The organism is Bacillus sp. GW823-FHT06B01 (assembly GCF_058952315.1).
The window spans coordinates 14104-31123 of sequence record NZ_JBXAHR010000007.1 but is presented as its reverse complement, the minus strand read 5'-3'; the positions used below and the strand labels follow the sequence as shown (position 1 = coordinate 31123).

At 36.2% G+C, this 17020-nt stretch carries 17 protein-coding genes and 1 riboswitch; of the genes, 7 read left to right on the top strand and 10 right to left on the bottom strand.

Annotated features, from left to right (window positions below; all coding sequences use genetic code 11):
- Positions 1-66 precede the first annotated feature (66 nt).
- The 3 genes from AC1Q8N_RS24885 to AC1Q8N_RS24875 all read left to right on the top strand — a co-directional run bounded on the left by AC1Q8N_RS24885 (position 67) and on the right by AC1Q8N_RS24875 (position 1961).
- Positions 67-1248 (top strand): ArsA family ATPase, encoded by a 1182-nt coding sequence (locus AC1Q8N_RS24885; RefSeq protein ID WP_088110123.1) that lies wholly within the window; start codon positions 67-69, stop codon positions 1246-1248.
- Entirely contained in the window at positions 1241-1432 is a 192-nt protein-coding gene (locus tag AC1Q8N_RS24880) for a DUF3926 domain-containing protein (protein WP_087982231.1), read from the top strand. Before AC1Q8N_RS24885 ends, AC1Q8N_RS24880 begins: the two co-directional genes overlap by 8 nt.
- 61 nt (positions 1433-1493) lie before the next feature.
- On the top strand, positions 1494-1961 hold the full coding sequence (locus AC1Q8N_RS24875; protein WP_141520009.1) for an HXXEE domain-containing protein: 468 nt from the start codon (positions 1494-1496) through the stop codon (positions 1959-1961).
- 167 nt (positions 1962-2128) lie between these two features.
- Here the strand turns inward: AC1Q8N_RS24875 and AC1Q8N_RS24870 are convergent, their stop codons facing one another.
- Genes AC1Q8N_RS24870 through AC1Q8N_RS24860 form a run of 3 tightly spaced genes read right to left on the bottom strand, consistent with a single transcriptional unit; the run spans position 2129 to position 4679 of the window.
- A complete protein-coding gene (locus AC1Q8N_RS24870; protein ID WP_000721587.1) occupies positions 2129-2983 on the bottom strand; it encodes a MetQ/NlpA family ABC transporter substrate-binding protein in 855 nt (284 codons plus the stop codon).
- Between the two features lie 21 nt (positions 2984-3004).
- Positions 3005-3670: a methionine ABC transporter permease gene (locus tag AC1Q8N_RS24865; protein ID WP_493521419.1), complete on the bottom strand. Its 666-nt coding sequence runs from the start codon at positions 3668-3670 to the stop codon at positions 3005-3007.
- The gene (locus tag AC1Q8N_RS24860; RefSeq protein WP_046953719.1) at positions 3660-4679 is read right to left on the bottom strand and encodes a methionine ABC transporter ATP-binding protein; all 1020 of its coding nucleotides are present in this window, start codon (positions 4677-4679) and stop codon (positions 3660-3662) included. The genes AC1Q8N_RS24865 and AC1Q8N_RS24860 overlap by 11 nt, the downstream gene beginning before the upstream one ends.
- A 123-nt stretch (positions 4680-4802) precedes the next feature.
- Positions 4803-4909: riboswitch (SAM riboswitch) on the bottom strand.
- Between the two features lie 240 nt (positions 4910-5149).
- Here AC1Q8N_RS24860 and AC1Q8N_RS24855 point away from each other — a divergent pair.
- Positions 5150-5713 (top strand): cysteine hydrolase family protein, encoded by a 564-nt coding sequence (locus AC1Q8N_RS24855; RefSeq protein ID WP_098642496.1) that lies wholly within the window; start codon positions 5150-5152, stop codon positions 5711-5713.
- Between the two features lie 244 nt (positions 5714-5957).
- On the opposite strand, the gene AC1Q8N_RS24850 is transcribed toward AC1Q8N_RS24855, so the two are convergent.
- From AC1Q8N_RS24850 to pcrB, 7 genes are all read right to left on the bottom strand, one after another.
- A complete protein-coding gene (locus tag AC1Q8N_RS24850) occupies positions 5958-6095 on the bottom strand; it encodes a hypothetical protein (RefSeq protein WP_000521651.1) in 138 nt (45 codons plus the stop codon).
- A gap of 195 nt (positions 6096-6290) precedes the next feature.
- Positions 6291-7838, bottom strand: coding sequence for an L-glutamate gamma-semialdehyde dehydrogenase (gene pruA, locus AC1Q8N_RS24845; protein ID WP_000259557.1), 1548 nt, complete (start codon positions 7836-7838; stop codon positions 6291-6293).
- A 153-nt stretch (positions 7839-7991) separates the two neighbouring features.
- On the bottom strand, positions 7992-8762 hold the full coding sequence (locus AC1Q8N_RS24840; RefSeq protein ID WP_048567196.1) for a TSUP family transporter: 771 nt from the start codon (positions 8760-8762) through the stop codon (positions 7992-7994).
- 98 nt (positions 8763-8860) lie between these two features.
- Complete coding sequence (locus AC1Q8N_RS24835; protein WP_048542055.1) at positions 8861-10054, bottom strand: CamS family sex pheromone protein; 1194 nt, start codon at positions 10052-10054, stop codon at positions 8861-8863.
- Positions 10055-10070: 16 nt separating this feature from the next.
- A complete protein-coding gene (ligA, locus tag AC1Q8N_RS24830) occupies positions 10071-12080 on the bottom strand; it encodes an NAD-dependent DNA ligase LigA (protein ID WP_098642497.1) in 2010 nt (669 codons plus the stop codon).
- 15 nt (positions 12081-12095) lie between these two features.
- The gene (gene pcrA, locus AC1Q8N_RS24825; RefSeq protein ID WP_098077967.1) at positions 12096-14363 is read right to left on the bottom strand and encodes a DNA helicase PcrA; all 2268 of its coding nucleotides are present in this window, start codon (positions 14361-14363) and stop codon (positions 12096-12098) included.
- The gene (gene pcrB / locus AC1Q8N_RS24820; RefSeq protein WP_000272092.1) at positions 14364-15053 is read right to left on the bottom strand and encodes a heptaprenylglyceryl phosphate synthase; all 690 of its coding nucleotides are present in this window, start codon (positions 15051-15053) and stop codon (positions 14364-14366) included.
- 338 nt (positions 15054-15391) lie between these two features.
- On the opposite strand from pcrB, the gene AC1Q8N_RS24815 reads away from it, so the two are divergent.
- The 3 genes from AC1Q8N_RS24815 (at position 15392) to AC1Q8N_RS24805 (ending at position 17014) form a co-directional block, all read left to right on the top strand.
- Positions 15392-15769, top strand: coding sequence for a YgaP family membrane protein (locus AC1Q8N_RS24815; RefSeq protein WP_098078371.1), 378 nt, complete (start codon positions 15392-15394; stop codon positions 15767-15769).
- Between the two features lie 219 nt (positions 15770-15988).
- Positions 15989-16834: an SPFH domain-containing protein gene (locus AC1Q8N_RS24810; protein ID WP_000660682.1), complete on the top strand. Its 846-nt coding sequence runs from the start codon at positions 15989-15991 to the stop codon at positions 16832-16834.
- A gap of 15 nt (positions 16835-16849) precedes the next feature.
- On the top strand, positions 16850-17014 hold the full coding sequence (locus AC1Q8N_RS24805; RefSeq protein WP_001085171.1) for a type II toxin-antitoxin system antitoxin: 165 nt from the start codon (positions 16850-16852) through the stop codon (positions 17012-17014).
- The last annotated feature ends 6 nt before the right edge of the window (positions 17015-17020 follow it).

The following is a 17020-nucleotide window of genomic DNA, read 5'->3' as shown; positions in this document are numbered from 1 at the left end:
TGGGTTTTTATTCAACATTTTATTTCGTTACTCGTAATATTCGACACTCGAAACAAAGGGGATAGAATAATGAGAATTATTTTGTATACAGGTAAAGGCGGCGTAGGAAAAACTAGCATTTCAGCAGCAACAGCACTTCAAAGCGCAAAACAAGGATTAAAAACATTAGTAATGAGTACAGATCCTGCTCATAGTTTAGGAGATTCATTTGGTATAAAGCTATCTTCTGAGCCATTAGCAATTCGTGAAAATTTGTGGGCACAAGAAATTAATACGATTTATGAGATGGAAAAAGGCTGGGGGAAATTACAGAAATATATTACGCTACTCTTCACCTCCAAAGCAGCTGATGATATTACAACAGAAGAATTAACGATGTTTCCTGGTATGGAAGATTTAATTAGCTTACTTCGCGTACTCGATTATTATAAACAAAACACATATGATGTTATTATCATTGATTGTGCTCCAACAGGAGAAACATTAGCAATGCTCAGCTTTCCAGACATGCTCGGCTGGTGGATGGAAAAATTATTTCCTATTAAAAGAAAAGTTTTAAAAGTTGTTCGTCCTGTAGCTCAACCACTTCTTGGTGTCCCCCTTCCAACCGATGATATTATGGACGAATTAACGAATACACTTGAACAACTTGGAGAAATGAGAAATATTTTATCAAACCGAGACATAACAAGTATCCGCATCGTTGTAAATCCTGAAAAGATGGTCATTAAAGAAGCTCAGCGTAGCTTTACGTATTTAAATTTATACGATTATAACGTGGATGCCATTATGATTAATCGCGTCATCCCTAACACTGTCACCGATCCTTATTTTCAAGCATGGAAAGATACTCAAAAGAAATATAAAACATTGATTCAAGATAGTTTTCAGCCGCTTCCTATTTACGAAGCTCCTATGTTTGAACAAGAGGTTGTCGGTTTGTCTATGTTAGAGCGTGTAGGAGATGCTTTATTTAAATCAGATTCTTCTCCTACGGAAGTGAAATTTAACGGTCGCACTCAATATGTAAAAAAAGATGGCGATGAGTATATTTTCGTTCTCTCCATTCCCTTCTCAAACAAAAGTGAACTTGCATTAAATCAAAAAGGTGATGAGCTTATCATTCGTGCTGGTTCTGTTAAACGGAACATCACATTACCAAAAACGTTAACACACCTTTCTATTCAAGGAGCAAAATTCGAAGATGATGTACTAAACATTCGATTTGGAGGTGTAGTGCATGCGTGAGGAACTACTAAGGAAGGTAATTCGTACAAAAATAAAAGTCGGTATGAATATATTAGAAGAGTTACCTGCCCCAATCCAGCAATCAGCTAAGCAAGCACTAAACATTTTGCAAGAGGAACTAGCTACTTATCCGAAAAAACAAGAGCATCATGAGGATAATTTAAAAAGTATCATAATTGAATAACTATCCCTGTATAGAGGGCCTTTTTTAGGCTTTCTATATTTTATTGGAGTGATGTAAGTTGATGAAAAAACATTCCACTATTATACTCTGGATCATTCCTTTATTATTTTTCGTTCATAACCTTGAAGAATCTTTTCAAATGCCACAATATCTTGCTAATCAATTTTCAATTTATTTTATAACAAGGCGACAATTTTTCATTGCGATTTTCGTATTAACAATCTTTGTCTTACTTATCGTCTTTCTATATCAACTAAACTTTTTGTCTTCTATATACTGGATTATTTTTATACAGGGGGCGATATTCTTCAACTCTGTTCAACATATTATTTTGTTTTTTATTTATCGTTCATATAATCCTGGCGTAATATCAGCCGTTTTCATTATGATTTTTTCTATTTTCTTTTTTTCATTCGAAAAACACCTCATTCATAAAAAACAATTCATAATTACACTCATTTTCAGCTTATTTGCTTACCCTTTTATAATTTGGATTACCTTACTATTCGCTAGCTACTTTCATTCATAAAAAAAGACCAGGAAAACTCCTGGTCCATCACTCTACTTAACAAACATTGGATTCTACGTTATACAGAATTGGAAGGTACAGAATTAGGGTTTTGTTTGTTAAGTAGATTATATGTTGAACGAGCTAACAGCGGAGGGGTTCCTACTGTTAATCGTTAAACCCGATAATTATTTTACGATTTTTTCAAGCTCCTCAAGTGAAAGATCTACTGAAATGGAACCATCATTTGTTTCTTTCTTAATTGCATCTGTTACTTCTTTTGAATGATATAGTTCAATTACTTTTTTCAGTGTTGGATCATCTTTATCTTTTGTACGAGCTGCGAAAATATTAATATATGGCTTCGCATTTTCATTCTTTGGATCTTCTAAGAAAATTGGATCCTTCGCTGGATCTAATCCAGCTTGACCAGCAACACCGTTATTAATAACTGAAGCTGCAACATCTTTTAATACACGAGGTGTTTGCTGTGCGATAACCGGTGTAATTTTTAACTTCTTCGGATTTTCAGCAATGCCACTTGGATCTCCGAATAAGCCAAAGTCTTTCTTAAGCTTTAATAATCCAGCTGCATCAAGAAGTTTTAATGCACGAGCTTGATTCGTTGGATCATTTGGAATCGCAATTTCTGAACCATCTGGAATTTCATTTGCCTTCTTATATTTTTCAGAGTATAAGCCCATTGGTGCAATTTGCGTTGTACCGACAGCTGTAATATCTAACTTATGCTCTTTTTTAAATTGCTCTAAGAAAGCAACGTGCTGGAATGAGTTTAGTTCAATATCTCCATCAGCTAACGCTTTATTTGGCGTTGTGTAATCAGAGAACTCCACCAGTTTAATTTTAATTCCCTCTTTTTCAGCTTTTTTCTTTAAAATTTCCCAAGCGTCTCCATCTGTTCCGGTTACGCCAACGCGAACTACTTTCTCTTTTGCTCCTGCCCCCGTGTCTCCACTTGAGCAGCCGCTTAACGCTGAAATTCCTACAATCGCTGATAATGCAAATGCTAAAATTTTCTTCATTTTCTTTTCCCCTCTTCCTTTTTATGATCTGCGTAAAAAGACTTTCGCAAAGTAGTTTCCTAAATTTTGAGCTACCTGTACGAGAATAATAAGTAAAACGACCGTTACGAACATAACTGATGTATCAAAACGTTGATAACCATATGTCATCGCTAAGTCACCAAGACCGCCACCACCGACAAGCCCAGCAACTGCAGAAAATTCAATTAAACCAACTGTCATAAACGTAACACCTAAAATTAATGGCGCTAACGCTTCTGGTACAAGAATTTCAAAAACAATTCTAAATGGTGAAGCACCCATCGCTTGAGCTGCTTCAATGACTCCCTTTGGAACTGAAACAAGATTTGTTTCAACCATTCTAGCAATACCAATTGACGCAACTAACGTCATTGGAAAGATTGCTGCCGCTGTTCCAATCGTCGTTCCGATAACACTTCTTGTTAGTGGGCTTAAAGCTACTAAGAAGATGATGAATGGAACCGGACGAATTGTATTAATAATGATATTAAGAATAGAAAAGACCCATTTATTTTCTAAAAAGTTCCCTTTTCTCGTTACATATAAAAGTAAACCTAGAGGTATACCGAGAATTGTAGCGGATATAAGGGTTACAATTACCATTAAGAGGGTATCCCCCGTCGCATCTACTATGCGGGGCCAAAATATACTCCAATCAACTCGCATGAGCTTCTACCTCCTTCAGCTGCACTTGCAGTCTTAGATGTTGTAATGCTTTTTGAATTTCTTTCTGCTCACCTTGCAGTTCTACAAGTAGATTTCCAAATAGCACATTTTGAAGTTCAATAATATTTCCGTACAGTACGTTTACATCGACGTTATAGTTTTTCGCGATATATGATAGTACCGGCTGCCCTGTCTCTTCCCCAGTAAATGTTAAGCGATAAATCTGTCCACCATTTTGAATTTTCCCTAGAACACTTTCCGGTAAATGATCATTAATAATGGAGCGTACAAAGTTTTGAGTTGTCTTTGTTTTTGGTTGTGTGAAAACATCAAACAGTTTTCCTTCTTCAATAACCTTTCCCTTCTCCATTACAGCTACACGGTGACAAATTTCTTTCACAACATGCATTTCATGTGTAATAAGAAGAATTGTTACATTGTATTCTCGATTTACTTTCTTTAATAAGTTCAAAATTTCTGTCGTTGTTTCTGGATCTAAAGCTGATGTTGCCTCATCACATATAAGAATGTCTGGCGATGTTGCAAGTGCTCTTGCAATGCCAACACGCTGCTTTTGTCCGCCTGATAGTTGCTCTGGATAATAGTTTGCTTTATCTTCTAATCCTACAAACTTCAGCAGTTCATTTACTCTTTCTTTTATCTCATTCTTTGGTACTTTCGCTAACCTTAATGGATAAGCAATATTCCCAAACACTGTTCTTGAATTAAATAAATTAAAACTTTGAAAAATCATCCCGATTCTTTGTCTTAGCTTCCGTAATTCTTTCGTCGATAAAGATGTAATATCTTTATCATCTATTGAAATCGTTCCTGCCGTTGGTCTCTCTAACATATTTACTAGGCGTAATAACGTACTCTTTCCAGCGCCACTAAAACCGATGATACCAAAAATTTCGCCCTTCTCAACTGATAATGTTACATCCTCCACCGCATGAACAGATTGCCCACCTGATTCATATACTTTACTTACGTTGTTAAAAGAAATCATTTTCTTCCCTCCTATATGCTGTAAAAACTTGAAGTAGAGCTTTTGAGGTAAAATAAAAAGTGCTCTCCTTCTTATCAACCGTAAAGATAAGAAGGAGAGCACTTATATGTACTCGTTCACATCTTCTCATCTTCCAAGCCTTTTATAAGGCTTGCTGGAGTTAGCACGGTATTAAAAAACCCGTTGCTGAGGTATCGTAGGGCCAGTCCCTCCACCTCTCTGGATAAGAATGTATCGATTTAATTGTCGTTTAATTAATTCTCATTATAGAACTCAGAATAATAAGAGTCAATACATTTTTCAGAAAAATATTAATCATTCCTCTATTAAAATTTTCAAATAAAAAATCACATACAATAATGATTTTTAGAGTTATGTTAAATTCTCCTCCTTCATATTTTTTAAAAGGAGAATCCTTTCTATAAATTGAATACCATTATTTGAATATGAAACCGGAGGAAGATAAATATATGAAAACAGCTCTTTTACTCGTTGATATTCAAAATGATTATTTTCCACATGGAAAGATGGAATTGCGTAATCCAGTAGAAGCAAGCCAATATGCTAGTCAGCTGCTACAACTCTTTAGAACAAAAAACGAACCTATTTTTCATATCCAACATGTAGCAATAAAAGATGATGCTACTTTTTTCCTACCCAATACAGAGGGTGTACATATTCATGAAAGCGTACGTCCACTTAGAGAAGAAACTGTTATACTCAAACATTATCCAAATAGTTTTCGCGAAACTGATCTTCTAGAACAATTACAACGTTTAGACATTGAGCACGTCGTCATATGTGGGATGATGACTCATATGTGTATTGATGCTACCGTAAGGGCTGCTTTTGATTTCGGCTTTCCATGTACCGTTATACATGATGCTTGTGCTACAAAAGATCTTTCCTTTAAGAATGCTACTATACCAGCCGTTTATATTCATAACACAATTTTGGCTAGTTTAAATGGAGTATATGCAACTGTAATGAGTACAGAGGAGTTTTTGGCTACAAAAAAACACTCCCTTCAGTGAGCAAAACCGAAAAGAGTGTTTCTTGTCAAACCATAGATTTTCTTTCAAATTGTATTATACAGGAAATCCTTAAAATGAATACTAAAAAATATGACTAATAAGTCAACTTTTCTCGTTGTTTTGTTTCTATTTACATGTTTATCCCGATATTAATAGGGTTTAGCTAGTTCTAAGTACCGAATAGTAATATATGGTACTTAGAACTGGTTTCTCCTATCAAAAACGTAACATATTATTTATCTGTTTATTTTTGCTTCTTTTTCAAATACTCCGCACGCAATTTTTCAATTTGCTGCTTTTTATCAAATTTGGCAGGCGTCTGTTTTTCATGAAACTTTGCCACGGCTACCTGACTTTTGTAATCCAATTGATATTTTCCCACTTTGTTCACCTACTTTTCTTGTCTTTAAAGAGAATCTATTCAACAAATATAGTATACCTTATTTACTGAAGTAAACCTTATTACATTATTAGTTTTTCTACTTATATCTATCTTAATCCATATATAGAAACTTTTTCAAAAAAAAAAAAAAAAAAAGAGATCTTCGCAGACTGCGAAGATCTCTTCTACTATTTCTTATAAAGTTTCAGAAGTAGTTTTTGCTTGCATGTGAAGTGCTAAGTAGTCAGGGCCACCAGCTTTAGAGTCTGTACCAGACATGTTAAAGCCACCGAATGGTTGGTAACCTACGATTGCACCAGTACATCCACGGTTGAAGTATAAGTTACCCACGTGGAATTCTTCACGTGCTTTTTCAATATGGTCACGGTTGTTAGTAACAACAGCACCTGTTAAACCGTATTCTGTATTGTTTGCAATTGCAAGTGCATGATCAAAGTCTTTTGCTTTACAGAATGCTACTACTGGTCCGAAGATTTCTTCTTTCATTAAGCGAGCATCTTCTGCAACGTCAGCAACGATTGTTGGTTGGATGAACCAGCCTTTAGAATCGTCTCCTTCGCCACCTGTTAAGATTCTACCTTCTTCTTTACCAATTGCAACATAGCTCATTACTTTATCGAATGCAGCTTGGTCATTAACAGGACCCATGTTTGTACCTAATACAGCTGGGTTAGCAACTGTTAATTCTTTCGTTAATTCAACAGCACGATTTAATACGTGGTCGTATACATCTTCATGGATTACTGCACGAGAACATGCAGAACATTTTTGTCCTGAGAATCCGAATGCTGATGCTACGATAGATTTAGCTGCTAATTCAAGATCTGCTTCTTTATCAACAACGATTGTATCTTTACCACCCATTTCAGCGATAACGCGTTTTAACCAAATTTGGCCTGGGTTTACTTTCGCTGCACGCTCATAAATACGGATACCTACATCACGAGATCCAGTGAAGCTCACGAAACGTGTACGAGGGTGATCTACTAAGTAGTCACCAACTTCAGAACCATTACCTGGAACGAAGTTTACTACGCCAGCTGGTAAGCCAGCTTCTTCTAATACTTCCATGAATTTTGCAGCTACTACAGGAGTTGTACTAGCTGGTTTTAGTAATACTGTGTTACCAGAAACTAAAGCAGCTGTTGTCATACCTGCCATAATTGCGAATGGGAAGTTCCAAGGAGAAATGATAACACCTACTCCTAATGGAATGTAAGAGAAACGATTATATTCAATTGGACGGCTTTCTACTGGAATTCCGTCTTTTAATTTTAACATTTGACGACCATAATATTCCATAAAGTCGATTGCTTCTGCTGTATCAGCATCTGCCTCATTCCATGGTTTACCTGCTTCTTTTACAAGAATAGCAGAGAATTCATGCTTTCTGCGACGAACGATTGCTGCAGCACGGAATAAAATGTCTGCACGCATTTCTGGCTTTGATTTTCTCCAAGTTTGGAATGTTTCATCCGCTACTTGCATTGCTTTTTCAGCTAACTCACGGCTTGCTTTTGAAACGCGACCAACAAGTTCCTCTTTATTTGCAGGGTTTACAGAAACAATTTTGTCTTCTGTAGTGATTTTTTCTCCCCCAATAATTAATGGATAGTCTTGTCCAAGATAAGATTCTACTTTCTTTAAACCTTCTTCAAACGCTAATTTGTTAGCCTCCACTGAAAAATCTGTAAATGGCTCATGTTTGTATGCTACTACCATTCTTTTTAGCCTCCCCTTAGAAAAACGTTTACATTTTACAACATTATTCTACACGATAATTTAGATTTATTCAAATATTCCTAGACTTATATTTTAAAAATTAATTAATTTTTAAAATATAATAAAAAAATAGAGTTATACATACGTATAACTCTACAAAATATGAGTATATTCCAAAATGTTTTTTCCAATCAATAAAATAGTTACTAACAAAAATAAAGTTCTTACATATCCAACACCTTTTTGAACTGCAAACTTCGATCCAAAATAAGCGCCAAAAATCATCGACAATCCCATAATAATACCGTATTCAAAATGAATTACGTCTAAAAATAAAAAAGTAATTAAAGATACGATATTACTAACAAAGTTCAAAAGTTTTCCAGATGCTGCCGCTTGAATAAAATCCAAACCAACTAATAAAAATGCAAAAATTAAAAAGGATCCTGTCCCTGGTCCAAAAAATCCATCGTAAAACCCTATCATTAAAATAACAAAGAAAAATATTAATGTTTTTCTTTTCGTCATCTTCTTATAGGTAGATACACTTCCCCAATCCTTTTTTGCAATAATATAAATGGCAATAAACACCAACATCACAAGCACTAACGGACGTAAAATATCCGGCGGAATAAACTTTACTACTAAAGCTCCTGCGACCGCTCCTATAACAGTTAACGGGATTAACTTTCCTACAATTTTAAAATCGACCTTTCCTGATCGAATAAAATAAACTGCACTCGTAAACGTCCCCATCGTTGCAGCTAATTTATTCGTTGCAATTGCCGAAGCTGGTGGTAAACCAACAAACATAAGTGCTGGAAGCGAAATTAATCCTCCACCGCCAACAACTGAATCAATAAAAGCTGCTAAAAAGCCGAATGCAATTAATAAAATAATGACTTGAAAACTTAATTCGTCCATGTGCTTTACCCCTTACCCCCCCATTATTTATAACATTTTAAATTATAACAAAATTCCTCAAGAAAAAAAGCCGTTCCATAAAGGAACAGCCCTCCTATTTAATCTAAAATTTTCACAAATGGTTCATCTTGCTTCGCTTCACGTATAATAATCGCTTCTGGACGTTCTACAGATTTAATCGTTACTTGTACTTTCATATAATTCGGGAAGTATTCCATAACAAGCCCAGCTACATATTGTGTAAAACCAATTATTTCTGCTTTCCCATTAAACTGGACAGGAATATCAAGCTTTATTTCTCTTAATTCATCATCTCTATACATACCAGTACCGATAACAGCTGTGTAGTCGCCTTGGAAATAATCGCTTAGTTTTGATTTAAAGTTCGATACTCTCGCCAGATCTTCACGTTTATTATCTGTTTTCGCTTGTTCAGATGGGAACAAATAATATTTCTCATTAATTTGTTTCCAATCCTCAACCGTTTCACTGCCTTTTTCAACATTCGCATAAGAAACAAAGTTACCTGGCACGAGTGAAGCCTTTGGAGCCTGACGATAAATTGCAAATGTTATCGGAAGGTTTTTTGTTTCAGGCTGTTTTTGATGCATAAATTTCAAGACTTCTTGCGCCATTTTTTTCCCTTCAGCTACCATTTTTTCTTGCTCAATTTTAGCCTCACGCGGATAACCATGCTCTTCCTCGTAATAATGAACCGAGTTCATCGCTAAACCAATTACAATGCCTTGGCGCTCATCTGATTCGCCTTTTTTCACATAATAATCATGCTCTAAAATATTTGAAATATATATTGGATTTTTTTTATTCTTTTCCTCTAATGATTCAGATCCTCCACCTAACGCTGGGTTTAACCCAATGTTTGGAAATTTAACTGCATCTTTTTTTAATTTGTCCTCTAGTTCCTTTTGTTCAGCATCTGTACGCTTTCTTTTAACAAGCATCTGCACATTTTGAGTATCTAGAGTACTTCCACCCTTAAAGAAATGATCTTTCGTACTAAAGGATTCTTTCGCAATACGCATTAATCCTGTTTCAAATTCATCTATATCAAGACGATTACTTACTCCTTGTACAACTAAACCACGTGCAGCTCCTGCTTGAAATGGAATAGTCGCCTTATAGTATTCATCCGAAATAGCGTACTTCGGAACGATTGCTTGCTCTTTTGCTTTCCCCGATTTCTCAACCACTTTTTCATCTTTATCGGCACCTGCACTACACCCACTTACGAGTAGGCCAAGGCTTAATACCGCTAATGCTATTTTTTTCATGGTAAGTTTGCACCTCTTACTTATTTAGCTCTTGTAAGAACCTCTCTTCATTCCAAACCTCAACATTATGCTTCTCTGCTTGTGCTAATTTCGAACCTGCTGCTTCACCTGCAACAACTAAATCCGTACTTTTACTAACACTTCCTGTTACTTTTCCACCTAATGCCTCAATCTTTTTCTTCGCTTCACTACGTCCCATAACTTCTAATTTCCCTGTTAAAACGACAGTTTTTCCTGCGAAGTACGACTCAATATTTTGTAAATCAGCAATTTTTATGCCTTTGTATGCCATATTCACGCCATACTCTTTAAATTGTTGTAATAGCTCTAATACGTCTTCATTATCAAAATACGTCACGACGGATTGAGCCATTTTTTCACCAATTTCATTAATTGCTTTTAGTTCTTCTTCCGTTGCTTTCACAAGCGCATCCATCGTTTCGAAATGCTCGGCAAATGTACGTGCTGCTTTTGCTCCGACATGGCGAATACCAAGACCAAATAATAATCGCTCTAATGAGTTGTCTTTAGAATTCTCAATTGCTTGTACTAAATTCGTTGCTGATTTTTCACCGAATCTTTCTAGCTGTAATAATTGCTCTTTCGTCAACGAATATAAATCAGCGAATGTACGAATGTAATCAGCATCAAAGAGTTGTGTAATGACACGTTCTCCAAGTCCATCAATATTCATTGCATTTCTTGAAACGAAATGGATTAATCCCTCTCGAATTTGAGCCGGACAAGTTGGATTTATACAGCGAAGTGCTACCTCTTCTTCTAAACGAACTAGTTCACTCTCACATGCCGGGCAATGCGTTGGCATATGATATTCTTCTTCCTCACCAGTACGCTTATCAAAAATAACGTTCACAACTTCTGGAATAATATCTCCGGCCTTCTTCACAACAACATAGTCACCAATTCGAATGTCTTTTTCACGAATTAAATCTTCGTTATGTAAAGAGGCACGACGAACGATAGTACCAGCCACTCGCACTGCCTCTAGCTCTGCAGTCGGTGTTACAACCCCTGTGCGACCAACACTTAATTCAATGCCTGTTAATCTTGTTACAACTTCTTCAGCCGGGAATTTATAAGCAATCGCCCATCTTGGACTCTTTGCTGTAGTTCCTAAACTTTCTTGAAGAGCAACATCATCTACTTTTATAACGATTCCATCGATCTCATAATCAAGATGCGGACGTTTTTCTTGCCATTCTTCTACATAAGCTATAACTTCTTCGATTGTTTCACATGTACGACGATTTGGATTTGTTTTGAATCCAAGTTCCCCTAAGAAATCAAGCGATTCACTATGTGATGGAATTGTTTTTTCCGCTACATTCGCAAGACCGTACACAAACATAGATAAGTTACGTTTCGCTGCAATTTTTGGATCAAGTTGGCGTATTGAACCAGCTGCCGCATTACGCGGATTCGCAAATACATCTTCACCATTTTGCTCTTTTTCTTCATTTAACTTAACGAATGAACGCTTCGGCATATAAGCTTCGCCTCGTGCTTCTAACGTTACTTCTTCATTTAAACGGAGCGGGATCGCTTTAATTGTTTTTAAATTTTGGGTAATATCTTCCCCTGTTACACCATCACCACGCGTTGCCCCTTGAATGAAGCGTCCTTTTTCATAATGAAGTGAAACAGCAAGTCCGTCAATTTTTAATTCGCATATATATCTTACATTCGCATCATCAATTCCTTGGCGTACTCGTCGGTCGAAATCACGTAAATCTCCTTCGTTAAATGCATTTCCTAAACTTAACATCGGTGACTTATGTGTTACTTTTTCAAATATATCAAGAACCGTTCCTCCAACGCGAATGGAGGGAGAGTCTTCACTCATAAACTCTGGATTCTCTGCTTCTAATTTTATAAGCTCCTGCATATTACGGTCATACTCCGCATCAGAAACAGAAGGATTGTCTAATACGTGATACTGATAGTTAAATGTATTTAACAAATCACGCAGTTCTTCTATACGTTGTTTTGCTATCTCTTTTGACATACCCTCATTCCTTTCCTATTGTTTCGTCACAGGTGCAAATTTTGCTAACAAACGTTTAACACCAATCGGGCTTGGGAACGCAATATCTAATTCTTTTGCATCACCTTCACCTTTTACACTGACAACTGTACCGACTCCCCATTTTTGGTGGGAAGCTTTATCGCCTACTGCCCAGCCAATTTGCTCGCCACCTGTCGTCTTAGCTGCAGGACGCGCGAAAGCTGAACGAGAGCGTGTTGTGGTTGTGGTTGTAGTTGTCATTCTACTTGTACTTGTCGTTCTTCCTTTTGCACCAAACGAAGTTTCACGCTTTGGCGCTGTTTCATTTAACGATTCTACTAGCTCTGCCGGAATTTCTGTAATAAATCGAGAGGCAGCGTTCATACTTGTTCTACCAAATAAAGTACGCATTTGTGCGTTAGATAAATATAACTCTTCTTCTGCACGAGTAATACCTACATAAGCAAGGCGACGCTCTTCCTGCATTTCATCTTCTTCCATTAGAGAACGAGTATGTGGGAATATTCCTTCCTCTAAACCAACAATAAAGACAACTGGGAATTCTAATCCTTTCGCTGAGTGCATCGTCATTAAAATAACTTCCTCACCAGCAGTTGGATCTTCATCGACACGATCAATATCAGCAACAAGCGCTAAGTCTGTTAAGAATGCAACAAGGCTCTTATCTTCGCTTTGAGATTCAAATGTTTGCGTAACAGATAAAAACTCATCTAAGTTCTCTAAACGACCTTCTGCTTCTAAAGTACGCTCGTTTTTCAACATATCGCGATAGCCTGTTTTTTCAATAACTTCTTCTACCAATTCTGTAACAGATAAATACTCTTGCATATTTACCCAGTTGTGTAATAAACCTGCGAATTCTTTTACTGCCTTTGTAATTTTTGCACTTACTCCAACATGCTCAATCTCATCGAATACAGCAGTTAATGAAATTCCATTTTGTACACCGTAATTAATAATTTTATCGATAGAAGTCGCACCAATTCCGCGCTTTGGCATGTTAATAATACGTGCGAAACTAATCTCATCATCTGGATTCCCAATTAAACGTAAATACGCCAAAATGTCTTTAATCTCTTTACGATCGTAGAACTTCGTACCGCCGACAATTTTGTAAGGAATATTAGATTTGAGGAAAATCTCCTCGACCATACGAGACTGCGCATTTGTACGATATAACACTGCAAAATCAGTATATTTTCGTTTTCCCATTTGAATATCGTCACGAATTTTTTTCGCAACAAAATATGCTTCGTCTTTTTCCGTCGCAGCACGGTAATATGAGATTTTGCTTCCAACTTGATTGTCTGTCCATAATTTTTTCGGTTTACGGTTTGAATTTTTTTCAATAACAGCATTCGCTGCATTTAAAATATTTTGTGACGAACGATAGTTTTGTTCTAACAGAATAACTTGCGCATTCTCATAGTCTTTTTCGAATGACAAAATGTTAGAAATGTCAGCCCCGCGCCAGCGGTAAATAGACTGATCTGAGTCACCTACAACACATAAATTTTTAAAACGTGCTGCTAAATGTTTTACAAGAAGGTACTGTGCTTTGTTCGTATCTTGATACTCATCCACGTGAATATATTGGAACTTACGCTGATAAAACTCTAGTACTTCTGGAACACGTTCAAATAGCTGAATCGTTGTCATAATTAAATCATCAAAGTCTAATGAGTTATTTTTCAGAAGACGTTTTTGATATTCTGTATATACATCGCTCGTTAATTTTTCATATGGATCAGCGATGGTAATTTTTTTCGCATATTTATCTGCAGATAACAATTCATTTTTCGCATTACTAATACCAGCTAAAATGGAGCGTGGCTCAAATTTCTTCGGATCAATATTACGCTCTTTCATAATTTTTTTGACTACAGTTAACTGATCGCCTGAATCTAAGATTGTAAAGTTACGATTAATACCAATACGATCGATATCACGTCGTAAAATACGTACACACATAGAGTGGAACGTAGAAATCCAAATATCTTCTGCTTCTGGTCCGACAAGTGTATCAATACGCTCGCGCATTTCACGCGCCGCTTTATTTGTAAAGGTAATAGCTAGTACATTCCATGGCGCTACACCTTTTTCACCAAGTAAATACGCAATACGATGTGTTAACACACGTGTTTTACCACTACCTGCACCTGCCATTAATAGAAGTGGTCCGTTCGTTGTTTGTACTGCTTTTTGTTGCTGCGGATTTAAACCATTTAATAACTTATCTGTCTTACTCATATACGCCTGCACCTACTCTCCTTTTACTGCTTTAACTGTTTTTAACGCGGATTTTATATCATCATAAATAATATTTCCAACAACTACTGTATCAGCGTATTGTGCCATTTCCTTCGCTTGTTCAGCATTAGAAATACCGCCGCCATAATATAACTTCGCTTGTTTTAATTCTGCTTTTACATTTTTAACAAGTTCAACGTCTCCATACGTACCGCTATATTCTAAATAAAATATCGGTAAACGTAATAGCTTGTCTGCTAAACGCGCGTATGCAATTACATCATCTTCTGTTACATCACATTTCGCATCTGTAAGCTGAGCTACTTTCGCTTCCGGATTTAAAACACAATACCCTTCCATGAAAATTTCATCCCAGTCCATAATATCCCCAAATTCTTTCAAAGCCTCATGATGAACACCTGTTACCCATTCTACCTTTCGGCTATTTAAAACGCTTGGGATATAATAAAAATCAAATCCTGGTGTAATTGCTTCCACATCAGAAACCTCTAACACACAAGGAACTGCATATCTACGAATGCTAACTAGCATGTGTAATACATTATCAATTGTAACTCCATCACTTCCGCCTACAATAACAGCATCTGTTCCAGACTCACAAATCATTTCTAAATGTTCGTCACTTAACTCCTTATTTGGATCAAGCTTAAATACATGTTTCCACCCGGAAATATCGTACATGAAAACACCCTTTCTTTTCTCTATTTATATATATTTCTGTTCAAAATAACAGTTTATTTTCATCAGGATTTTTTTAACTTCATCTTAAATATTTGTTTAAAACGGAGAATTAAGTTTGGAATTCCCTCTTCCATAGTTTTTCAAACGAGAGGATTTAACTTTGAACTTCCTTTTGTGCATTCTTTCATTATAACAAAAAAAGCTACTTACACACACGCACATTCCAACATCTTTTTCAACGTCAAATGTTGGATTACATATCCCAAAAATCACAAGGGATACTAATAAGAGAAATAGTATTATCTATTTCAACTTTCATAAAAAGGAGTGTTTTTCTAATGAAGCAAAACATCGGTACAATAAATGCCCTAATTCGAATTACGCTCGGACTTATCCTCTTCGGCTGTAGTAGCGCTAAACTTGTACGCAAGCCGTGGTGCACTTGGTCTAACGTCTTGCTATGGATTGGTGCAATGAAAATTGCAGAGGGAATTGTTCGTTTCTGCCCTGTTGTTGAAATGTGGAAATTCGGAAAATACATGAATATGGGGGCATTTAAAATGCCTAGCATGAATGTCGCTGAAAAGGGACATTCTAAAGAAGAAGTGAACCAAACTTCCAATCACGACAAACCAAAGTCAAATGGAAGTTATGACACTTCTGACAAAGAAATTGAGTCAGCGATTGAAGATATAATCCTGGCAAAACCGCTTTGAATCATTTGTCACGATGCAAGATGCTCTCAAAGGGACTTAGCTGCTGCAGTGGGCGGTTAAGTCTTCTTTATTTTACCATAAGACAGAACGTATATTCTCGTTTCAAACCTCAAAATATACATAAGAGATACTTAATCATTAATTTCAGAAAATTAGGTGTAAAGCCCTTGCATAAAATGATATAAAAGTGATATCATTTATATATCAGGAGGCGATCATATGAAAGAAAAACAAGTTTTTTATGTAAATGGTTTTCTCGGTATTATCGGGATTTTAATTTTAGCCGCTATCGGTGTATTTTTCCTTGTACAAGAAATTTTCATAGGAGCGGCATTAACTATTATTTTAGCCGCAGTTCTTGCTACAGGTATTGGTATTGTTCAACCAAACCAAGCAAAAGTCATTACGTTTTTCGGTAATTATTTAGGAACAATTCGTCAAAACGGTTTATTTTTAACAATTCCATTCGCATTCCGTCAAACTGTATCGTTACGTGTTGAAAACTTTAATAGTAAGAAGTTAAAAGTAAACGATATTGAGGGAAATCCAATTGAAATTGCAGCCGTTATCGTATATAAAGTTGTTGATTCTGCAAAAGCAATGTTCGGTGTTGAACATTACGATCGATTTGTAGAAATTCAAAGTGAAACAGCAATCCGCCACGTCGCAACAAAATATCCTTATGACAATTTCCAAGATGAAACTTGTATCACGTTACGCGGAAATACTGAAGAAATCTCTGAAGAATTAAAACGTGAGTTAGAAGCGCGCCTTGAAATCGCTGGCGTAGAAGTATTAGAAACTCGTTTAACACATTTAGCTTACGCAACAGAAATTGCCCATGCAATGCTACAACGTCAACAAGCAAAAGCAGTATTAGCTGCTAGAAAAGAGATTGTTGAAGGTGCTGTGAAGATGGCGAAAGATTCAATCCATATGTTAGATGAGGAAGGCGTACTTGAATTAGATGACGAGCGTAAAGCAAATATGGTGAACAACTTATTAGTTGCCATCGTTTCAGATAAAGGTGCGCAACCAGTTATTAATACAGGAAGCCTATATTAAAAGGTTGTAATCATTATGGCTAAAAAGAAAAGCTTTCCATTACGTATTGATCCTGAATTACACGCAGTCATCGAAAAATGGGCGAATGATGAGTTTCGTAGCGTCAATGCACACATCGAGTATTTACTTCGAGAAATGGCAAAGCAAAAAGGAAAATTGAAAAAAGATAAAGACGCATAAAAAATC

Excerpts from the sequence above, each read along its gene's own strand:
- AC1Q8N_RS24855 (WP_098642496.1), top strand. The coding sequence starts at position 5,150 with ATGAAAACAGCTCTTTTACTCGTTGATATTCAAAATGATTATTTTCCA.
- AC1Q8N_RS24865 (WP_493521419.1), bottom strand. The coding sequence starts at position 3,670 with ATGCGAGTTGATTGGAGTATATTTTGGCCCCGCATAGTAGATGCGACG.
- AC1Q8N_RS24805 (WP_001085171.1), top strand. The coding sequence starts at position 16,850 with ATGGCTAAAAAGAAAAGCTTTCCATTACGTATTGATCCTGAATTACAC.
- AC1Q8N_RS24815 (WP_098078371.1), top strand. The coding sequence starts at position 15,392 with ATGAAGCAAAACATCGGTACAATAAATGCCCTAATTCGAATTACGCTC.
- AC1Q8N_RS24810 (WP_000660682.1), top strand. The coding sequence starts at position 15,989 with ATGAAAGAAAAACAAGTTTTTTATGTAAATGGTTTTCTCGGTATTATC.
- AC1Q8N_RS24840 (WP_048567196.1), bottom strand. The coding sequence starts at position 8,762 with ATGGACGAATTAAGTTTTCAAGTCATTATTTTATTAATTGCATTCGGC.
- pcrB (WP_000272092.1), bottom strand. The coding sequence starts at position 15,053 with ATGTACGATATTTCCGGGTGGAAACATGTATTTAAGCTTGATCCAAAT.
- AC1Q8N_RS24875 (WP_141520009.1), top strand. The coding sequence starts at position 1,494 with ATGAAAAAACATTCCACTATTATACTCTGGATCATTCCTTTATTATTT.
- AC1Q8N_RS24880 (WP_087982231.1), top strand. The coding sequence starts at position 1,241 with ATGCGTGAGGAACTACTAAGGAAGGTAATTCGTACAAAAATAAAAGTC.
- AC1Q8N_RS24835 (WP_048542055.1), bottom strand. The coding sequence starts at position 10,054 with ATGAAAAAAATAGCATTAGCGGTATTAAGCCTTGGCCTACTCGTAAGT.
- pruA (WP_000259557.1), bottom strand. The coding sequence starts at position 7,838 with ATGGTAGTAGCATACAAACATGAGCCATTTACAGATTTTTCAGTGGAG.
- ligA (WP_098642497.1), bottom strand. The coding sequence starts at position 12,080 with ATGTCAAAAGAGATAGCAAAACAACGTATAGAAGAACTGCGTGATTTG.
- AC1Q8N_RS24860 (WP_046953719.1), bottom strand. The coding sequence starts at position 4,679 with ATGATTTCTTTTAACAACGTAAGTAAAGTATATGAATCAGGTGGGCAA.
- AC1Q8N_RS24870 (WP_000721587.1), bottom strand. The coding sequence starts at position 2,983 with ATGAAGAAAATTTTAGCATTTGCATTATCAGCGATTGTAGGAATTTCA.